The organism is Bradyrhizobium valentinum (assembly GCF_001440405.1).
In the GTDB taxonomy this organism is placed as follows: domain Bacteria; phylum Pseudomonadota; class Alphaproteobacteria; order Rhizobiales; family Xanthobacteraceae; genus Bradyrhizobium; species Bradyrhizobium valentinum.
This window is the reverse complement of record NZ_LLXX01000236.1, coordinates 1-18,689: the sequence shown is the minus strand read 5'-3', so window position 1 is coordinate 18,689 and position 18,689 is coordinate 1. Positions and strand designations below refer to the sequence as shown.

Below are 18,689 nucleotides of genomic sequence, written 5' to 3'. Positions count from 1 at the left end.
GAAAGGCAATCACTCACCCCAAGCGATCACAATGCTGATGTCACCCGGAACGCCTCCCGGAAAATCGATGATTTGATATCGGATCCGATAGCCACGCGGCTTCAGGTAGTCGGACCAGAGCTGAAAGATTTCCTGCGCTATTCCGGTAAGTGTCTTTTCCCAGCCCTTCTCCTGCTGATTGATGGCGCGGCCGTTGTCGGTGCACAGCGTGTTGGGGAACCGATAGACCTGAACTTCGGTCAGCCCATTTCGCACCGCACGCTGGATAACGGTCGAGGCAAGCTTGACCTTTTCGTCTTCGGTCAGGCCCGACGGCTTGCTCAGTTTTTCGATCAGCTTGCGCTTTTCAGATTCGGCCGCGGCCGCCCGGCGGGCATATTGTTCGGCCTTTTCGGCCTCCAGGAGAGCGGCTTGCTTCTGGATATCTTTTGCCGTCGGCAGCAGGTCGTCGATTTTTTCGGGCATGGCTGATCCTCCTCTATGACCGTCGCGCCTGAGCCGATAGCTAACGTCTGTGGCGAGAGCGTTCCTTTGATCCAAATCAAGCGTCTGCGACGCCGCGCGATTTCAATTTGCGGCAGCGCCCGGCTGAGCTGAGGGGGATGGCATGAACCGGTTACTTCAGTTCGCAGTCGCCGCTGCAATGGTTACGGGTCTGCATGGTCCGAGGCAGGCAGGTGCCGTTGATCTCTCCGGGGCGTGGGCAACCAGCGCGGACGAATGCCGTAACGTGTTCGTCAGGAAGGGGCGCGCGAAGCAGATTGAGTTCACCGCACTGTCAGATCAGCACGGCGGCGGGTTCATCGTTGAAGCCGATCGTCTCAGGGGCAAATTTGCCCGATGCAAGATCAAGGCCAGGAAAGAGGATGGCGACACCGTAAACATCATCGCAGGCTGTGCGACCGACATCATGCTTTCCAACGTTCAGTTCAGCCTCAAGATGCTCGAGCCGAACAAAATTTCGCGGATGTTTCCGGGCATCGAAGATATGGCGATCAGTTATCACCGTTGTCCGATCTGATCGTTGGCCTTTGAGGAGCAGGCGGAGCCCCGGCGGGTTGATTCATATCAAAGGTCGGGCGCGGTTGCCGCCCAGTATTGGTGGGACTTAAGAGGGGCGCCGGGTTCTGGGACCCATCGTGGCTTAAGAAGTGGAGGGAAATTTGAGCGATCAGCTTCATCCACTAGCTCCGCACCACTTGCCCGGTTTCATCACGGCGCCCAGCGACACGGACGTTTGGATGGTCGTGATGGGTGTCTTCCTGATTGTCGCCGTGCTGTCGGTTGGCAACTTCTATCTGAAACTGCACTCGCTGCCCGAACGGATGGCTCACAAATCGCAGAAGCTGCAGTTCGAGATTGTTGCGGTCCTTGGGCTCCTGGCGCTCTTCACGCATGTGCACCTGTTCTGGATCGCAGCTCTGTTGCTTGCACTGATCGACCTTCCGGACTTCGGCACGCCACTGCGAAGCATCGCAGGTTCGGTTGAGAAAATCGCCGGTGGTCCGTCAAGCGACGTTGTCGCTGAGGAGTCTGGTGAGGCCGGCCACGCGCCAACCCTCGCGGTGACCGAAGAGCCGAAACCGCGCGCGCCGAAGAAGGAGGTGCACCGCCATGCTTGAGCTGATGCTCTGCTCCATGCTCACGATACTGCCGGACTACCTGTACCGTCGCTTCGTGCAAGGCAAGCGTCTCGGCAAGGAGATTACGTTCTTTTCGGTCTGGTTCGAACTGAGGTGGGGCATCGTCGCCTGCCTGATGCTCACGATATCGCTCATCACACTGATCTTCTACTTCCACCCGTCGAGCAACACCGCGACTTTGTTCTTCAGGACGGTGCCGATCGTCCCCGAAACATCGGGGCGTGTCGCTGAGGTCCGTTTCGAACACAGCGCCCCCGTCGCCAAAGACGCCGTCATCTTCAGGCTGGATAGCTCCAAGCAGGAGGCGGCGCTGGAGACCGCCCGGCGGAAGATCGCCGAAGTCGACGCGGCGCTGGTTGCAGCACAAGTGGAAGTGCTGAAAACAGAAGCCCAGATCCAGGAGGCGAAGAGTTCCGTTCAGCAGGCTCAGGATGAGTTGCAGGTGAAGAGCGAGCTGCAACGGCGCAACCCGGGGATCGTGCCGCAGCGCGACATCGAAAAGCTGCAGGTCATGGTCGACGGACGCCAGGGATCGCTCGATGCCGCCAGCGCTTCAAAACAATCCGCAGAATTGCGCGTCTCGACCGTTCTGCCTGCCGAGAAGGCGAGTGCGGAGGCCGCGCTGGCGCAGGCGCAGGTCGATTATGACAAGACGTTCATCCGGGCCGGCGTGGCAGGGCGTGTGGAGCAGTTCTTCCTTCGCGTCGGAGACGTCGTCAATCCGCTGATGCGGCCCGCTGGAATCCTGATTCCGGAAGGAGCAGGGCAACGATCGCTGCAGGCCGGCTTCGGGCAGATCGAAGCCCAGGTCATGAGGGTCGGCATGGTGGCCGAGGCGGCGTGCATCTCCAAGCCATGGACCGTCATCCCGATGGTCGTCACTGGCGTTCAGGACTATATCGCGGCAGGTCAGTTTCGCGGCGGAGAGCAACTCATCGAAGCGCAGAATGTCCTAAGGCCGGGGACGATCCTCGTGTTTCTGGAGCCGCTCTACAAGGGTGGACTCGAGGGCGTGACGGCGGGAAGCAGCTGCATCGTCAACGCCTACACCAGCAATCACGAGCTGATTTCTTCCGGCAAGCTCAGCACGGCGAAGAGCTTCGGATTGCATGCGATCGATGCCGTCGGGCTTGTTCACGCCATGTTGCTGCGGATCCAGGCTCTGCTGCTGCCGATCAAGACTCTGGTGCTGAGCGGCCACTGACAGATGCTGCGAACAGTGAGGCCATATGGAATCGGTCAGAATGCCGTCGTGGCTTCGGATGGTCCTTGTCGCAGGCGTTTTCGTTCTGGTGACGGGGGCGTCTCTGTTCGCTTACCGCTGGTATATTCATCCGACGACGCTGACCGTCGCCGTCGGATCGCTCGACGGGGAGGCCACGAAATTGATGTCGGCTCTGGCGAGCCGGCTCACTGCCGCGAATGCGCCGGTGCGTCTCAAATTGTTGGAAACGACGAGCGCGCTGGAGGCGGCCGACATGTTTTCGTCGAACAAGGCCGATCTTGCCGTCGTGCGCGGCGATGTTGGCGACCTGTCGCAGGCGCAGGCCATTATTGTCCTTGCACGCGCCGTCGTATTGCTCGTTGTACCCCCGGGATCCTCGATAACAGACATCGCCGGCTTGAAGCGCGTCACCGTCGGCGTGGTCGGCGGCGAGATGAACCGGAAGATCGTCAGCGCCCTCACGGAGGAGTACAACCTTGGCCGCGCCAATGTGTCATTCCGCAACCTCGCGCCGGCGGAGACGCGGCGCGCGCTCGAAGCCAAAGAGGTGCGCGCACTCCTGATCGTCGTTCCGCTAGCTGAGAAATACCTGGCACTGCTGCGTGGCTTCTTTCTGCAGAACCCCAAGACGGCGCCGGTCCTTATCCCTATCGATGCGGCCGGTGCCATTGCGGAGAAACACCGCGCTTACGAAAGCTTCGATGTTCCGAAAGGAACGCTGCGGGGTTCGCCGCCAGTTCCTAGCGACGATCTGACCACGCTCAGGGTTTCGTTCTACGTGGTAGCCGGCAAGCAGCTCGACAATGATCAGGCCGGCGCGTTGGCCGAGGCGTTGATGAAGGCGCGCAGGGACCTGCTCGGCGAACTGCCGATGCTGGCGCAGATCACCGCGCCGAGCACCGAATCGGATGCGTATCTTCCGGTCCATCCCGGTGCTGCCGCCTTCTACAACGGCACACAGGAGAGCTTTCTGGATCAATGGGGAAACGCCATCTTTCTGGCCCCGATGATATTCGGCGCACTGGTCTCGGTGGGTGCGGCGGCGTGGAAGTTTCTTCGCGAAGGCGAACCCCGAAAGAGCGAACAAGCGCTGGATTCACTCTATGCCCTCGGTCGCCGCATAAGAACGGCGGATGGCGAGTCGGAGCTGTCTGAGATCGAGCGTGAGATCGACAAGGTCCTCCAGATGCAACGCGTGAAGGCAGCGGCCGGGGACGAAAACGCGCTTGATGTCACCACCCTAAACGTGGCTGCGCACCGCCTTCAGAGCCTCGTTCATGATCGCCGGACGCTGCTGGCCGCGCGGTCCGGCGGCAAGGCGATGGCTTAATCAAGCGCAGCCGTCCCCAATCGACCCATGCCGTTCGCGTCGAACCCAGAGCTTTGATACTGATCAAAGGTGCGGTGCCGTTTCGGTCGTTGGCTTGTCCCGATCGGCAATGGAGACAAGACCATGTTGCGTTGCGGGAAAATTCTGCTGGCATTAGCGATCATGATCGCTATTCCGGGCATGGCGGCGGCGCAGGCAACCGATATCAAATCGCCGCAGCCTGAGCAGACCTTGCTGAAACCCGAGCAGCTCGATGCGCTGGTCGCGCCGGTCGCGCTTTACCCCGATGAGTTGCTCGCCAATGTGCTGGCGGCTTCGACTTATCCCCTGGAGGCCGTGCAGGCCGACCGCTGGGTGAAAGCCAACAAGAACCTGAAAGGCGATGCGCTCAAGACGGCGGTCGACAAGCAGGTATGGGACGACAGCGTCAAGGCGCTAGCCGGCACGCCCGATGTTCTCGCGATGATGAGCGACAAGATCGACTGGACCAAGAATCTCGGCGATGCCGTGTTGGCGCAGCAGCCCGACGTGATGGACGCGGTCCAGCGGCTGCGCGCAAAGGCGCACGCTCGCAACAAGCTCGTCACCAACAAGCAGCAGAAGGTCAGCGTTCAGCAGCAGGAGAACAAGGAGGTGATCGTCATCGAGCAAGCCCAAGCCGATACGGTCTACGTTCCCTACTACGATCCCGCGACGGTGTATGGTGACTGGCCCTATGCGGAATATCCGCCGTATTATTTCGGCTATCCATCCTATATCGGCGCCGGCGTGATTGCCGCAGGGCTGGCGTTTGGTGCCGGCTGGGCGATCGGACGCTGGGGCAATTACTGGGGCGGCGGCTTCAACTGGGGTAACCGCAACCTCTACGTCAATCACTACAACAGGGCGACCAACATCGGAAATAACTGGCAGCACAATCCGGCGCACCGTCAGGGCGTCCGATATAGCAATGCCGGCGTTCAGCAGAAATTCGGCAACAACAACCTGCGGACCGGCGCCGCGGACCGGATGGATTTTCGCGGCCGCGACGGCCAGAAGGTGCTCGACACTGGAAAGGACCGCGCAGGCGCGGGTGATCGTGCCGGCGATCGCGCAGGCGCCGATCGGTCGGGGGCTGGTGACCGCGCAGCCAGTGATCGTGCCAAAGGAGGCGACCGCGAAGGCCGGTGATCGCGCCAAAGCAGGTGATCGGGCTAAGGCAGGTGATGGCGCCAAGGGAGGTGATCGCGCCAAGACAGCCGACCGCAGCCGCGCTACCGGCGCGGGCAACAAGGCCGGGCGCGATACGGCGATCAGGAACGTGTCGTCGGGCAGGGCAGCCAATGCTCATTCTGCCCGCGGCCAGGCAAGTTTTGCCAGCGCCGGTGTGTCACGCGCAAGCATGGCTGGCGGCGGCTTCCGCGGTGGAGGCGGCGGTGCAGCGTTTGCCGGCGGCGGACGCGGCGGCGGAGGGTTTGGCGGCGGTGGAGGTCGCGGCGGCGGTGGCGGCCGGCGCTCCGATATCGCGCTGAAACACGACGTCGTGCTGCTCGGGCATCTGGACAACGGCCTCGGCTATTACCGCTTCAGCTATCTCGGCAACGAAAAGGCCTATGTCGGGGTCATGGCGCAGGAAGTGCAAGCGGTCATGCCTGGCGCGGTGACGCGCGGCGACGACGGTTATCTCCAGGTTCACTACGACAGGCTCGGAATCAAGTTCCTCACCTACAAGGATTGGTTCGCAGCCGGCGCGCAGATCCCCATACGCGCGAGGATGTAACAATGACCAGGCTTCGGTTGACACTAGGCTGTCGGACGCACGCCGCCGTTGTCACGGCAGCCGTCATTCTGCTGCTCGCGATGTCGTTCGCCAATGCTCAGCAAGTCTTCAAGACACCGGAGGATGGTGCGACAGCCCTTGCCACTGCCGTCAAATCGGGAGCCACGAGAGATATCCGCAAGGTGCTCGGCCGGGATGCGGAGGACATCATGTTCTCCGGAGATGAAGTGGCGGATCGCGAAGCGCGGGAACGGTTCGTAGGGGCTTACGACGCCAAGCACAATGTGATCATCGAAGGCGAAAAGGCTTCTCTGGTCATCGGAGCCGATGACTTCCCGTTCCCGATTCCGCTTACCCGCCAGAAGGCCGGGTGGAAATTCGATACGGCTGCTGGCAGGCTTGAAATCCTGTACCGGCGTATTGGACGCAACGAACTGGACGCGATTCAGACCTGCCTCGCTTATGTCGATGCGCAGAACGAGTATGCGGAAAAGGATCGCACCGGGGTCGGTCCCGGCGTTTATGCGCAGCGCATCGTCAGCTCGTCCGGCAAGAAAGACGGTCTTTACTGGCCCGCATCTGATGGCGATGCAAGTCCGCTAGGCGAATTCGTCGCACAGGCCTCGGCCGAAGGATACAAGGCCGGGGAAGGGCGCACGCCGTATCACGGCTACTATTATCGGATCCTGACGCAGCAAGGGCCGAATGCCCCCGGCGGCACGCTGAAGTACGTCGTCAAGGGCAAGATGATCGGGGGATATGCGCTTCTCGCCTATCCTGCGGAGTACGGCAATTCAGGCGTGATGACCTTCCTCGTGAATCATTCAGGCACTGTCTACCAGAAAGATTTGGGTGACTACACAATGAGGCTTGTCAGCCGCATGATGTGGTTCGATCCCGACCAGACCTGGAAAAAGGTCGACGTACCGGATCGCTGACGAATTCGGGAGCGCGAGTGCGATGGGTAAATGTGCAGCGGGGCTTGCGATGCTGGTCCTGTTGATCGCTGGATTGCCCACACCATCGCAAGCCCAAGCGATGGGTCAAGTTAGCGTCGCGTTCGCGAAGGCGGGCCTGATCGTCGGTGCGGGTAGAGGACGCGGAGTTTTGACATACCGTGGTCGCGACTATCCTTTCCGGGTTTCGGGCTTAAGTCTGGGCATTACGGCCGGCGCCTCAGCGATGCGACTCACGGGGCACGTTTCCGGGCTACGCGAAGTGAAGGATTTTGCCGGTACCTATGACGCCGTGGGCGGCAGCGGCGCATTGGTCGGTGGCGTCGGCGGGGTTCACATGACGAATGCAAAGGGCGTGACGATCTCGCTGCAGGGGCTCACGGCGGGCCTGGAATTTGCAGCTAATCGGAGTGGCATCAGAATTTCGCTTCAGTAAGCCAGCGCATGGCCGGGTGCCGCATGATGGGTCTGCCAAGACGTCCGAAAGCGGGAATTTGGCTTTGGCGATTCCCGCCGTCCCGTTGGTTGGCTGAATACCAGCCATCCTGGCTACTCAGCGACATCGTCGCTGGAGTAACTCTGGCCGCCTACGGAATTCCGGTGTCGCTGGCCTACGCGGGACTCGCGGGTCTACCCCCGCAGGTTGGCGTCTACGGTTATATGCTTGGTGGTCTGGGATACGCCTTGCTCGGATCTTCGCGCCAGCTTGCGATCGGACCGACTTCCGCCATTTCACTCATGATTGCCGGGACGGTGGGGGCAATGGCTGATGGCGACGCGCAGCGCTACTTCCAGATTGCCAGCCTCGCAGGCTTCACGGTCGCGGCCCTTTGCGTGATCGCCTGGCTGTTTCGGTTGAGCACGCTGGTGAAGTTGATCAGCGACAGTGTCCTTGTAGGCTTCAAGGCTGGCGCGGGCCTAACCATCGCGATGACCCAGTTGCCAAGTCTGTTCGGCGTTGCAGGTGGGGGGCATAACTTTTTTGACAGGGCATGGGCATTCTCGGCGCAGATCGGCCAAGTGCAATACATTGTTCTCTTGGTTGGTATTATAGCGGTCGGACTAATTGTGCTCGGCGAGCGCTTGGCGCCGGGAAAGCCCGTCGCGCTCGGGGTCGTCGCGCTGGCGATTGTGGCTGCCACGATACTCGGACTTCCCGCGCTCGGGGTGCCGACGACGGGAGAAGTCCCGGCCGGTCTGCCGACCCTGGGCGGTCCAGCTTTGAGGTTGCGCGATGTCGAGGGAATTGTTCCGTTGGCCGCTGGTTGCCTGTTGCTGGCCTACATCGAAAGCGTTTCGGCTGCTCGCACCTTCGCCGCGAAGCACGGCTACGCCCTCGATCCAAGGCAAGAGCTTCTCGGCCTCGGCGCAGCCAATCTCGCAGCCGCAATGGGGCATGGCTATCCCGTGGCCGGCGGGCTTTCGCAGTCGGCGGTGAACGATAAGGCGGGTGCGCGCACACCGCTGGCGCTGGTCTTTGCCTCGATCGCCCTAGCGCTTTGCCTGCTCTTTCTGACTGGCTTGTTGGAAAATCTTCCAAAGGCGGTGCTGGCGGCCGTGGTGTTGACCGCGGTGTATGGCTTGCTGGACTTCCCGGCACTGCTCCGCATGTGGCGTTTGAGCCGGCTAGACTTCTACGCAGCGGCGATCGCGCTCGGAGCCGTCCTGCTCCTTGGGATACTCCAGGGCATCCTGCTTGCTGCACTAGCTTCAATACTATTGCTGCTCGCCCGGGTGTCGCGTCCGCACGTCGCCTTTCTCGGCCGTATTCCCGGTACCAACAACTTTTCCGACCTGGCGCGTCACCCCGAGAATGAGCCGCTGCCCGGCGTGATCGTTTTTCGTCCCGAAGCTTCGCTGATCTACGTCAACGCCGACGCAGTTATGGAAACGGTCTTGACCCGTCTCTGGCAAGCCGACCTGCACGCGCTCCGTCTGATTGTCTGTGATCTTTCCGCCTCGCCATACATGGACCTCGCGGGAGCACAGATGTTGCACAGGCTCCATGGTGAACTTGTCGGGCACAAAATCGGCCTGCGTATCATCGGGGCCCATGGGGCCGTGCGCGAATTGTTGCGAGCCGACGGCGTCGAATCCAAAGTTGGCAGACTTGATCGAACAACGACAATTGAGACAGTGCTCCGCGCCGATCCCCAGCGGCCCTGAGAGATTTCGGGCGATCGGACTATTCGCTCTGATCGATCGGTGCGGCTATCTGTGGCTCAATGGTCACTCAGACAAGAATAAGTATTTCGGCGTCGTTCAGCGTCGGCCCGAAGTGACCGGTATTGCCTGTCGCTTGTCGAGGCGTCGCTGTGCTGAGTGCGCCGCAGCGAAGTGCGTTGACACTTGATTTAGATCAAGAGCGGAAGCGGCAGAGGTGACCTGCTGGTGACATCGCCAAAGCGCATGTGTGAATGCGCTGACGCGTCCGGATGTTGCCTTTGGATTGTATTGTAGCGTTGGGATAATTGACAGTTGTGAAATGGCTGTCAAGCGGCACTTCGGGGTTTTGAAGAAGACTGCTGGCATCCCCTTTCGTTTGGAGCTCCAGGATGGTCGCCCAGCTCACAAGAAACGAACGACAGCTTGCGCTGATCATTCTACTCGCGATTTCCTTGTGTGGACTCGCGATGGCGGTTGCCGGGGGCGGCGACCCGCTAGGCGTTCATGGCGCCATCGTGTTGCTCGCCGGCATCGCCGGCACGTTCGGTGTCATTTCCAGCTACTACGCACCCGAGCCCGACGACAGCCGGCTCGACCGCTATTTCGACGATCCCAGCCGAATGGGGATAGTCCTCGCGATGGTGTGGGTCGTCGCGGGCCTTTTTGTCGGTGACTGGATTGCATGGCAGCTTGTTAATCCGAACCTGACATTCGACGCCGCCTGGTCGAGCTTCGGCCGCCTCCGTCCGGTGCATACCTCCGGCGTGATCTTCGGCTTCGGCGGCAATGCGTTGATCGCTACGTCCTTCTATGTGCTGCAACGAACCTCGCGTGCGCGCCTGCCGGACCAGTTGAGCCCGTGGTTCGTTCTGCTTGGCTACAACCTGTTCTGCGTCATCGCGGCAACCGGCTACCTGATGGGCGTCACGCAGTCGAAGGAGTATGCCGAGCCGGAATGGTATGCCGATATCTGGCTGGTAATTGTGTGGGTGACCTATTTCATCATCTATCTGCGCACACTGGCTCGCCGGAAGGAGCCGCATATCTATGTGTCGAATTGGTACTACATGGCCTTCATCCTGGTCGTGGCGATTCTCCACATCGTCAACAACCTCGCCGTCCCGGTTTCAATCGGTCAGGCCAAGAGCTATTCGGCATTTTCCGGTGTCCAGGATGCGATGACGCAGTGGTGGTACGGGCATAACGCGGTCGCGTTCTTCCTGACCGCCGGCTTCCTCGGCATGATGTACTACTACCTTCCGGTGCGTGCCGGCCGCCCGATTTTCTCCTATCGGCTGTCGATCATCAGCTTCTGGGGCATCACTTTCATGTACATGTGGGCAGGTTCGCATCACCTGCACTACACCGCGCTTCCGCATTGGGTCCAGACGCTCGGCATGACGTTTTCGGTCATGCTGCTGGTTCCTTCATGGGCATCGGCCGGCAACGCGCTGCTGACGCTGAATGGTGCCTGGCACAAGGTGCGCGACGACGCGACCCTGCGCTTCATGATGGCCGCGGCCGCGTTTTACGGCCTGGTCACGTTCGAAGGCTCATTCATGGCCATTCGTTCCGTCAACTCGCTGTCGCACTATACCGACTGGACCGTCGGCCACGTGCACGTTGGCGCGCTCGGCTGGGTCGCAATGATTACATTCGGCGCGATCTATGCATCGGTGCCGTGGCTTTGGAAGCGCGAGCGGATGTATTCGGGCAGGTTGGTGGAAGTGCACTTCTGGCTCTCACTTGCCGGAACGGTGGTCTACGTTTTCGCGATGTGGAATTCTGGCATCATCCAGGGGCTGATGTGGCGGACCTACAATGAAAGCGGAACGCTTGCTTATTCCTTTGTCGACAGCCTGGTTGCGATGCATCCCTATTATGTCGCGCGCGCTATCGGCGGCCTGCTGTTCCTGATCGGCGCATTGGTCGCATGCTACAACATCTGGATGACGATACGGACGGCCGATCAGCCGGCCGACGAACGGGTTGCCGATCATCCCGTTCCCGCGCTCGCAGGCCTTTCCGCGCCTCAACCGGCGGAGTGACCCGGCATGTTCAACCTGCATTACCGTCTTGAGCGCAAGACCATCGGCTTTCTGCTCGCCATCATCGGCGTTGCCAGCATTGGCGGTGCGGTCGAGATCATACCGTTGTTCACGATCCATCAGACCGTCGAGGACGCCCCGGGCATGCGGGTTTACACGCCGCTCGAGATCGCAGGCCGCAATATCTACATCCGGGAAGGCTGCTACGCCTGCCATTCGTAGATGATCCGGACGTTGCGCGACGAAGTGGAACGCTACGGCCCTTATTCGCTCGCCGTTGAATCCAAATACGATCATCCCATGCTGTGGGGATCGAAGCGGACCGGGCCCGACCTAGCGCGCATGGGCAACAAATATTCGGACGAATGGCACGTGCGGCATCTCAACAACCCCCGGGATGTCGTGCCGGAGTCAATCATGCCGCATTACTCCTGGCTCGGTCGCACTGAACTGCGCATTGACGACCTCGGCGTTCATCTGGCTGCGCTTCGCAAGGTCGGCGTGCCCTATACCGACGACATGATTGCCAACGCCAGGTCCGATGCCTACGGGCAGGCGACGCCCGATACGCCCTACGCCGAAGGGGTTACCAAGCGTTACGGCGCGGCGACCAATGTGCGTGCCTTCGACGGCAAGCCGGGCGTGCTGACCGAACTCGATGCCTTGGTCGCGTACCTGCAAATTCTCGGCAGGCTGACTGACGCTGCGCACAAGCCGGTCGCCGCGGCGGGAGGTTGATTATGGACAACGATTTTGTGGTCTGGTTCTCGAAGTCATTCGGTCTGTTCTACCTGATCGGGCTTTCGATCATCATCCTCGCCTACGCGTACTGGCCGTCGAACAAGAAGCAGTTCGACGAGGCGGCGCAATCGATTCTCGGGCACGAGGACAAGCCGCACAAGGATGAGCCATGGCGGTAGGCGAACGCGATCCCCATACCGGCTACATGACGACCGGTCACGAATGGAACGGCATCAAGGAATTGAATTCGCCGGTACCCCGGCCAGTCTATTTCTTCCTGATTGTAACGGCCTTGTTCTCCGTCGTTTACTGGGTGCTGATGCCAGCATGGCCGCTCGGGGTGACCTATACGAAGGGCCTGCTCGGCATCGATCAGCGCACCACCGTCAGTGAAAGCCTGGCGCAGGCCGCGCTTGAACGCGGCGCCTGGTCCAAACGCATTGAGGCTGAAAGCTTCAAGCAAATCCAGGCCGACCCCCGTTTGATGGAAAACGTTCGGCAAACCGGTCGGACGCTGTTCGGTGACAACTGTGCGCCATGTCATGGATCGAACGCACAGGGCGGCAAGGGCTTCCCGAACTTGACGACAGCGTCATGGCTTTGGGGCGGCGATCCCGAAAGCATCGCCGAAACGATCCGCGTCGGCATCAATTCGGCCCACCCGCAAAGCCGGACCTCGCAAATGATGGCATTCGGGCGCGATCAGATACTCAAGAAGGGTGAGATCGACGACGTCGTGACTTATGTGCGCAGCCTTTCCGACCCAACTGTCGCCAAAGATGTGTCCGCGGCGAAAATCGAGGCCGGCAAGGCCGTTTTCGCCGCTAATTGCGTCACCTGCCATGGCGACGACGCCAAGGGCAAAACTGATCTGGGTGGACCGGACCTGACGGACCGATCCTGGATTTACGGTGGCGACGTCGAGTCGATCTACGAGACTGTGTGGCGCGGCCGGCAAGGCCACATGCCAAGTTGGGACAGAAGGCTCTCTCCGCTCGACCGCAAAGTTCTTGCGCTCTATCTGTTCGACCTTCGCCGGAGCGAGCCATGAGTGCGACTGGCGCAGCAACAACGAGGCAGATCCGAACAAAGGCCGTTCTTTGGGTCGCGATCGGCGCCGGGCTGTTGCTGCTACTGATCGCCAATTCTCACCTCGTTTATGTGGCCATCGTGTCGCAGCCGGAATGCGTCGCGCATGTGCGCCAGGGCGAGGGCTCCGCGAAGGATGGAAAGTTCAGCGCTGCACGATCGTCGTGCACACCGCGATGAGACAGCAGGGAGACCAATGATGACGCCGATACCGGCCGTTGTTCCACCTCTGCCACGCGCGCGGACCTGGAAGCGAAACGTCGCTCCCGCAGCCGCTTTGGACTGGCTCTCGGCCGGCTGGCGCGACTTCACAATCGATCCGGCAGCCAGCATCAGTTACGGGGTTCTCGTGTTTCTGGTCTCCGTCGTAACCGTCGTCGGCCTATTCGCGCTTCGCTGGGACTACATCCTGCTCCCGGCGTTTGCCGGTTTCATGGTCGTTGGTCCAATCATCGGAATCGGACTGTACGAAAAGAGCCGGCGCATCGCAGAAGGCAGATCGGTCAACCTGTGGCAGATGGTCTACGTCAGGCCGGAGTCTGGCGGCCAGGTTCTATTCGCAGGCGTGCTGCTCTTTCTGCTGACGCTGTTGTGGATGCGCGCCGCTGTCATCCTGTATGCGCTGTTTTTTGGCCTGCGGCCTTTTCCTGGCCCCGACCGCATCATTCCCATGCTGTTCACGACGGAGATCGGCTGGGCGTTGTTGCTGATCGGCAGCGCCGTCGGGGGCGTGTTTGCGGCGTTTGCGTTTGCCATCAGCGCCTTCTCCATCCCGATGCTGCTAACGGAGCGCACGGACGCTTTGACCGCCATGGGCACCAGCATGGCGTTGGTCTGGCACAATATGCCGGTCATGTTGACCTGGGCGGCAATCATGCTGGTGCTGATTGTTATCGGCATCGCGACCGGACTGCTGGGCATGATCGTAATTTTCCCGGTGCTGGGACATGGAAGCTGGCACGCATACCGGACGATGCGACCTGAGACCTAGCGCGAGGCATTTGGAGTTCTCTCCGATGGGTTGTTGCGGTTCGGGAGCGGGATTGACGGCGACGCTGCCAGCTGCGCGCGCAAGCAACGAAGAGGTCCTGCTCGCGAGCCGCGTGGTCGCTGATGGCATTCGCCAGACCGACCTCGCCGTGCCGACGATTCATTGTGGCGCATGCGTCCGGACGATCGAGAAGGCGCTCGGCGGGCTTGTGGGCGTCGAAAGCGCGCGGGCCAACCTGTCGGCCAAACGCGTGACGGTCAGGTGGCAATCAAACGGCGGCCCGCCCCCGTTTGTCGAGACTTTGAAGCGGGCGGGCTTCGAGGCTCATCTGTTCGACGTTGAGTCCGACAAGGACGACGGCGCGCTGTCCGAATTGATACGGGCGCTTGCCGTCGCGGGCTTTGCCTCAAGCAATGTCATGTTACTTTCGGTGTCGATCTGGTCAGGCGCTGAAGCCGAAACCCGAGACCTCTTCCACTGGTTGTCCATGATAATTGCGCTGCCTGCGCTGGCTTATTCCGGTCGGATATTTTTTCGGTCGGGTTGGCGAGCCCTCAGGCACGGACGGACCAACATGGACGTGCCGATCTCGCTAGGTGTGCTGCTCGCCTTCGGAATGAGCGTCTACGAGACGGTGCAACACGGTCCGCACGCCTATTTCGACGCCGCGATCTCGCTGCTGTTCTTTTTGCTGATCGGGCGCACGCTTGATTACATGATGCGGGAACGGGCACGGCAGGCCGTCAGAAGCCTGGTCCGGCTCGCGGCACGAGGTGCTTTCGTGGTGCAGGCGGATGGCACCCAAGTTTATCTTCCTGTCGAGGAGATCGTGCCCGGCATGAGCATTACGCTTGGCGCCGGTGAACGGGTGCCTGTTGATGCGACCGTGAGCAAGGGTGATTCCGAGCTCGACGTTTCGCTGGTCTCCGGTGAGAGCGTGCCGCTGCGTGCGACGGTGGGAGCGACCGTGCGCGCGGGAACGCTGAACCTCACCGGCCCGCTAACGCTTGTCGCGACGGCGAAGGCCAGCAGTTCGTTCCTCGCTGAAATGATCCGGATGATGGAAGCGGCCGAGCAAGGTCGATCCGGCTATCGGCGTATCGCTGACCGCGCAGCCGCGCTCTACGCGCCAGTCGTGCACGTCGCGGCGTTTCTTACGTTCATCGGCTGGATGGTCGCAACCGGCGATCTGCACAACGCCATCACCATCGCCATCGCTGTTCTCATCATCACGTGCCCTTGCGCGCTCGGACTTGCGGTGCCGATCGTGCAGGTGATAGCCGCGCAACGGCTGTTCAAGAATGGCATCATGGTCAAGGACGGTTCCTCGATTGAGCGCCTCGCAGAGATTGACGCGGTCATATTTGACAAGACGGGAACGCTGACGTCGGCCGCGCCGCGCCTAGTCTCGGCGGAACACATTGATAGCGCGTCTTTGAAACTCGCAGCCGCTCTTGCCTTGCATTCCCGGCACCCCTATTCACAGGCGCTCGTCGAAGCTGCCGCTGGCCTTACGCCGTCGCCAGTCGTGTTCGACGATATTACCGAACAGGCGGGGTTCGGCTTGCAGGCGAAAGCAGGCGCGAAAGTCTATCGGTTGGGGAAACCGTCGTGGGCGCTCGCCAGTCCGGAATCGATTGTCGGAGCTGCGTCGGTTGCTCTGACACAGAATGGCCAGTGGATGACGGGGTTCTGCTTTGAAGACAAACTGCGGACGGACGCGGCTGTTACCGTCGCAAAGCTGCAGCAAAGTGGCGTTCGAGTGGAGATCGTTTCTGGCGACCGCAAGGGACCGGTCGGACTTGTTGCCGCCGCGCTTGGCGTTCCATATCGCAGCGGGGTGACGCCCAACGAGAAGGTTGCACGCATCAAGTCGCTCTCTGCGGCTGGTCATAAGGTTCTCATGGTCGGAGACGGACTTAACGACGCGCCAGCGCTCGGCGCTGCCCATACGTCCATGGCCCCAGCCTCCGCTTCGGACGTCGGACGTTGCGCGGCGGACTTTGTCTTCCTGCGACAAAGCTTGCTCGCAGTACCTCTCGCGGTGTCCGTCGCGCGCGAGGCTAGACGTTTGATTCGGCAAAACATGGCCCTCGCGGTTGCCTACAACGTCGTGGCGGTGCCTATCGCAATCATGGGTCTGGTGACACCTCTGATTGCCGCCATCGCGATGTCGGGATCATCAATTCTGGTGGTTGCCAACGCGCTTCGCTTGAAGGGCGTGGAAGGGAGCCCAGCCAGTGCTGCCCCGAACACCATTTCGGCGGCAGCCATTCTGGAGGCCGCCGAATGAAGGATTACTTTTATCTGATACCGATTGCATTAGGTCTCGGCCTCACGGCTCTCGCAGCGTTCATGTGGTCGCTCAAGACCGGGCAGTACGACGATCTTGACGGGGCTGCCGAACGCGTTCTCCATGAAGAAACGGATGCTCCTATCCGGACTACCGAACCGGGCCGGTGATGCTGGCGGCTATGCACAGCAAAACCAAATATCTGGCTTAACTGAACAAGGCTGTCGGAAAGCGTGGATGCCGCACCTGATCAGCTATTTGCGCCTGGTGGCGCCGACGAGGCGGGTGGGTCCTCTTCGAGAGGCTACGAACGATTGCATCGATTGCTCTTGCAAGCGGCTCATTATGATCCAGTCTGCTGCCGTTTGATAACTGTCTGTGCCTGGCGTCGGCTCCGTTGCGGCTGTTTCGTTCAAAGTCGGCGTCGATGATCTCCAACACTTTGTGCCCATGTCGGACGTTGGATCTCATTTTGGCCTGACGCCGACGCGACACCATTCCGGAACATCGACCGACTATGAAGGCCCGCATCAGCAAGCAGGGCGGCGTTGCGGTTCGGGAGGCCGCTGTGTGAAGCGGCCGCAATGCTCTTGCTGCCGGTCAGGAAATGGTCCGCATCGAGGCGGCGACCAACTACGTACTACGCATTGAACCGGGGGATTTCGACAAGCCCGTCCAAAGGCGCTACTGGAAGGATTGGTTCGACATCTGGCGGGTATGGGGAAGCGCGCGAGTCCGAGGGTGCATTTTTTGGCTGGTCCCTCCGAAGTAGCGTTCTGAAAAACGAGCGCGAAAGTGTCCCTCGAAGGCACCTGACCTTTTGATCTGCGTCAATCGACATCGCTGATCCCTCCGGTTGGATTGGATTGCTGTCTAGTCGTTGCTACCGGGAGGATGAGCATATGCGGTTCCTTATAACGGTCTGCTGGATGCGTGCTTTCCTTGGAAGAGGCATGAATCGTCCAACGGCGATGCTCGCGGCAACGCTCCTGCTTGCGGATGCAGGCGCAAGCCATGCGGTGGTTCGGATTACTAATGATCGAGGCGGGCAGATCGGTCGCTATGTAGATCGATATGAAAAATTGCGGGCCGCCGGACAAGCGATCATCATCGATGGCCTCTGCGCCTCGGCCTGTACAATTGTTCTCGGCACGATCCCTTACAACAAAATCTGTGTAACTCCGAAGGCCGAGCTCGCTTTCCACGGAGCTTGGGATTTCGGGTCTCGGGGACGGGCTATTCCAAACCCGGAAGCAACGAAAGATCTTTTTTCAATGTATCCATCGCAGGTTCGACGCTGGATCGTCAGTCGCGGTGGCTTGTCTCCGCGCACGATCTTTCTGCGAGGTAGGCAACTCGCAACGATGTATCGCCCCTGCTATCTGGAGGCCCAAGCTGCTGTAACCCGTAAACGTCTAAGGGGAGAAGCAAATGAGGGCTCGACAAACCCCCGCGGGGCGGCCGGCGGACTTGGTCACTTACGATAAGGTGGATCTGTTAACTGTCGCCACTAACGATGCCAAACGCAATCTCCCGCGTTGAATACTCTCCACTTAAAGGCCAACTTTCCGGCATTGCGAGGATTGTCTTCAGAGTCCCGCCGCCGGGAGCAGCTGAGGTTCTTGAGAAGGCCACCAGCGGCGACAGTGGTGAACCGGATAGACCCCATAGCCGCGACCCCCGTGCTAGCGCTTATAACGCAGATAATAGGAGCGCACCCGGCGTTCGTTTAAAGCTCGCATCTTGTGTAGGTCAGGCTCATTCCCGCAATCTCAGGAAATGATCGGGAGACGTTGTTGTCGTTGATGATTGTCAGGCTGAATCGGACGTCCTGAGTCATGATGCTCGACGCGCAAGCTGCGGAGAGCTCGAGGCCGTTACCCTGCTGCTTCCTGGACTTGATGGAACAGGTGCCAGTTCTTCCTCTGATCCGGTCACCCTCGATGATGAAACCCGAACCGAAAAGCTCGGAAAACTCGGCATACACTACCCTATTATCCCGCTTTGTGAACACTTGGCTGCATAGATCCGCATGCGTCGCCCATGCGCCTGTAAGTTCAATCGCCGGCGCTTCGGCCGCCGAAGGAACGCTTGAGCCCAACATGATGGCTGCTCCAACCCGTTGGAACGCTGTAGACATAGTCTCTTCTCCAAAATTCAAGGTGATAAGAACAACTGATCGCGGCAACATTGACTAGACTGACAGACAAAGCTGATGTCAGCGGCAAAGTAGAATTGGGCGACGGTTCCTTGGCTATAGCGACCGCGGTTATGGTTGCGATGGCCGTCGGCGTTGAGTCAAGCAATATGCCAGTGAACCGGCGCTCAGCACCGCGGCCAAAGGGTCAACGCCGTCGCGCCACTCAATATGGATAATGCCGGTTCGGGCAAACCCAGTTGCCGTAGGTGTCGTAGCCGCAGCCGCCGCGGTAGGCCCCCGCCGCAGCG

Annotated in this window: 18 protein-coding genes and 2 pseudogenes; 18 read left to right on the top strand and 2 right to left on the bottom strand. The window is 60.3% G+C overall.

The genetic code is table 11. From position 1 onward, the window contains the following. Positions 1–9: 9 nt before the first annotated feature. Entirely contained in the window at positions 10–465 is a 456-nt protein-coding gene (locus CP49_RS40625; protein WP_057855690.1) for a hypothetical protein, read from the bottom strand. A gap of 142 nt (positions 466–607) precedes the next feature. Between CP49_RS40625 and CP49_RS40620 the strand changes: the two genes are divergently transcribed. The 18 genes and pseudogenes from CP49_RS40620 (at position 608) to CP49_RS48450 (ending at position 17,728) form a co-directional block, all read left to right on the top strand. Further along, positions 608–1,021 carry a hypothetical protein gene (locus tag CP49_RS40620; RefSeq protein WP_245311111.1) on the top strand — a complete coding sequence of 138 codons (414 nt, stop codon included), beginning with the start codon at positions 608–610 and terminating at the stop codon, positions 1,019–1,021. 142 nt (positions 1,022–1,163) lie between these two features. Next, a complete protein-coding gene (locus tag CP49_RS40615) occupies positions 1,164–1,622 on the top strand; it encodes a hypothetical protein (RefSeq protein WP_057855689.1) in 459 nt (152 codons plus the stop codon). Further along, positions 1,615–2,847, top strand: a complete 1,233-nt coding sequence (locus CP49_RS40610; RefSeq protein WP_057855688.1) for an HlyD family secretion protein — start codon at positions 1,615–1,617, stop codon at positions 2,845–2,847. The genes CP49_RS40615 and CP49_RS40610 overlap by 8 nt, the downstream gene beginning before the upstream one ends. Before the next feature lie 40 nt (positions 2,848–2,887). Beyond that, entirely contained in the window at positions 2,888–4,198 is a 1,311-nt protein-coding gene (locus CP49_RS40605; RefSeq protein ID WP_245311110.1) for a TAXI family TRAP transporter solute-binding subunit, read from the top strand. 123 nt (positions 4,199–4,321) lie between these two features. After that, a pseudogene (locus CP49_RS40600) lies at positions 4,322–5,957 on the top strand (DUF3300 domain-containing protein). An 80-nt stretch (positions 5,958–6,037) separates the two neighbouring features. After that, complete coding sequence (locus CP49_RS40595; RefSeq protein ID WP_245311109.1) at positions 6,038–6,895, top strand: DUF2950 domain-containing protein; 858 nt, start codon at positions 6,038–6,040, stop codon at positions 6,893–6,895. Between the two features lie 49 nt (positions 6,896–6,944). Next, positions 6,945–7,349 (top strand): lipid-binding SYLF domain-containing protein, encoded by a 405-nt coding sequence (locus CP49_RS40590; RefSeq protein WP_245311108.1) that lies wholly within the window; start codon positions 6,945–6,947, stop codon positions 7,347–7,349. Positions 7,350–7,375: 26 nt separating this feature from the next. Beyond that, complete coding sequence (locus CP49_RS40585) at positions 7,376–9,079, top strand: SulP family inorganic anion transporter (protein ID WP_057855733.1); 1,704 nt, start codon at positions 7,376–7,378, stop codon at positions 9,077–9,079. 389 nt (positions 9,080–9,468) lie between these two features. After that, entirely contained in the window at positions 9,469–11,127 is a 1,659-nt protein-coding gene (ccoN, locus tag CP49_RS40580) for a cytochrome-c oxidase, cbb3-type subunit I (protein WP_057855684.1), read from the top strand. Between the two features lie 6 nt (positions 11,128–11,133). Then, positions 11,134–11,865 (top strand): annotated as a pseudogene (ccoO, locus tag CP49_RS40575) (cytochrome-c oxidase, cbb3-type subunit II). Between the two features lie 2 nt (positions 11,866–11,867). Continuing rightward, positions 11,868–12,047 (top strand): cbb3-type cytochrome oxidase subunit 3, encoded by a 180-nt coding sequence (locus tag CP49_RS40570; protein WP_057855683.1) that lies wholly within the window; start codon positions 11,868–11,870, stop codon positions 12,045–12,047. Then, entirely contained in the window at positions 12,038–12,919 is an 882-nt protein-coding gene (ccoP, locus tag CP49_RS40565) for a cytochrome-c oxidase, cbb3-type subunit III (protein WP_057855682.1), read from the top strand. Before CP49_RS40570 ends, ccoP begins: the two co-directional genes overlap by 10 nt. Next, on the top strand, positions 12,916–13,137 hold the full coding sequence (locus CP49_RS40560; RefSeq protein ID WP_057855681.1) for a hypothetical protein: 222 nt from the start codon (positions 12,916–12,918) through the stop codon (positions 13,135–13,137). Before ccoP ends, CP49_RS40560 begins: the two co-directional genes overlap by 4 nt. Before the next feature lie 19 nt (positions 13,138–13,156). Further along, positions 13,157–13,948, top strand: coding sequence for a DUF2189 domain-containing protein (locus CP49_RS40555; RefSeq protein ID WP_057855732.1), 792 nt, complete (start codon positions 13,157–13,159; stop codon positions 13,946–13,948). Between the two features lie 25 nt (positions 13,949–13,973). Further along, the gene (locus CP49_RS40550) at positions 13,974–16,241 is read left to right on the top strand and encodes a heavy metal translocating P-type ATPase (protein ID WP_057855680.1); all 2,268 of its coding nucleotides are present in this window, start codon (positions 13,974–13,976) and stop codon (positions 16,239–16,241) included. Beyond that, entirely contained in the window at positions 16,238–16,411 is a 174-nt protein-coding gene (gene ccoS / locus CP49_RS42075; protein ID WP_063791848.1) for a cbb3-type cytochrome oxidase assembly protein CcoS, read from the top strand. Before CP49_RS40550 ends, ccoS begins: the two co-directional genes overlap by 4 nt. A gap of 208 nt (positions 16,412–16,619) precedes the next feature. Further along, positions 16,620–16,892, top strand: coding sequence for a transposase (locus tag CP49_RS49570; RefSeq protein ID WP_197423369.1), 273 nt, complete (start codon positions 16,620–16,622; stop codon positions 16,890–16,892). 302 nt (positions 16,893–17,194) lie between these two features. Beyond that, positions 17,195–17,728: a hypothetical protein gene (locus CP49_RS48450; RefSeq protein ID WP_082646495.1), complete on the top strand. Its 534-nt coding sequence runs from the start codon at positions 17,195–17,197 to the stop codon at positions 17,726–17,728. A gap of 242 nt (positions 17,729–17,970) precedes the next feature. On the opposite strand, the gene CP49_RS40540 is transcribed toward CP49_RS48450, so the two are convergent. After that, positions 17,971–18,381: a hypothetical protein gene (locus tag CP49_RS40540; protein WP_057855731.1), complete on the bottom strand. Its 411-nt coding sequence runs from the start codon at positions 18,379–18,381 to the stop codon at positions 17,971–17,973. Positions 18,382–18,689: the final 308 nt, after the last annotated feature.

Excerpts from the sequence above, each read along its gene's own strand:
- CP49_RS40585 (WP_057855733.1), top strand. The coding sequence starts at position 7,376 with ATGGGTCTGCCAAGACGTCCGAAAGCGGGAATTTGGCTTTGGCGATTC.
- CP49_RS40620 (WP_245311111.1), top strand. The coding sequence starts at position 608 with ATGAACCGGTTACTTCAGTTCGCAGTCGCCGCTGCAATGGTTACGGGT.
- ccoS (WP_063791848.1), top strand. The coding sequence starts at position 16,238 with ATGAAGGATTACTTTTATCTGATACCGATTGCATTAGGTCTCGGCCTC.
- CP49_RS48450 (WP_082646495.1), top strand. The coding sequence starts at position 17,195 with ATGAATCGTCCAACGGCGATGCTCGCGGCAACGCTCCTGCTTGCGGAT.
- CP49_RS40560 (WP_057855681.1), top strand. The coding sequence starts at position 12,916 with ATGAGTGCGACTGGCGCAGCAACAACGAGGCAGATCCGAACAAAGGCC.
- CP49_RS40625 (WP_057855690.1), bottom strand. The coding sequence starts at position 465 with ATGCCCGAAAAAATCGACGACCTGCTGCCGACGGCAAAAGATATCCAG.
- CP49_RS40540 (WP_057855731.1), bottom strand. The coding sequence starts at position 18,381 with ATGTCTACAGCGTTCCAACGGGTTGGAGCAGCCATCATGTTGGGCTCA.
- CP49_RS40555 (WP_057855732.1), top strand. The coding sequence starts at position 13,157 with ATGACGCCGATACCGGCCGTTGTTCCACCTCTGCCACGCGCGCGGACC.
- ccoN (WP_057855684.1), top strand. The coding sequence starts at position 9,469 with ATGGTCGCCCAGCTCACAAGAAACGAACGACAGCTTGCGCTGATCATT.
- ccoP (WP_057855682.1), top strand. The coding sequence starts at position 12,038 with ATGGCGGTAGGCGAACGCGATCCCCATACCGGCTACATGACGACCGGT.
- CP49_RS40595 (WP_245311109.1), top strand. The coding sequence starts at position 6,038 with ATGTCGTTCGCCAATGCTCAGCAAGTCTTCAAGACACCGGAGGATGGT.
- CP49_RS40570 (WP_057855683.1), top strand. The coding sequence starts at position 11,868 with ATGGACAACGATTTTGTGGTCTGGTTCTCGAAGTCATTCGGTCTGTTC.
- CP49_RS40605 (WP_245311110.1), top strand. The coding sequence starts at position 2,888 with ATGCCGTCGTGGCTTCGGATGGTCCTTGTCGCAGGCGTTTTCGTTCTG.
- CP49_RS40590 (WP_245311108.1), top strand. The coding sequence starts at position 6,945 with ATGCTGGTCCTGTTGATCGCTGGATTGCCCACACCATCGCAAGCCCAA.
- CP49_RS40610 (WP_057855688.1), top strand. The coding sequence starts at position 1,615 with ATGCTTGAGCTGATGCTCTGCTCCATGCTCACGATACTGCCGGACTAC.
- CP49_RS40550 (WP_057855680.1), top strand. The coding sequence starts at position 13,974 with ATGGGTTGTTGCGGTTCGGGAGCGGGATTGACGGCGACGCTGCCAGCT.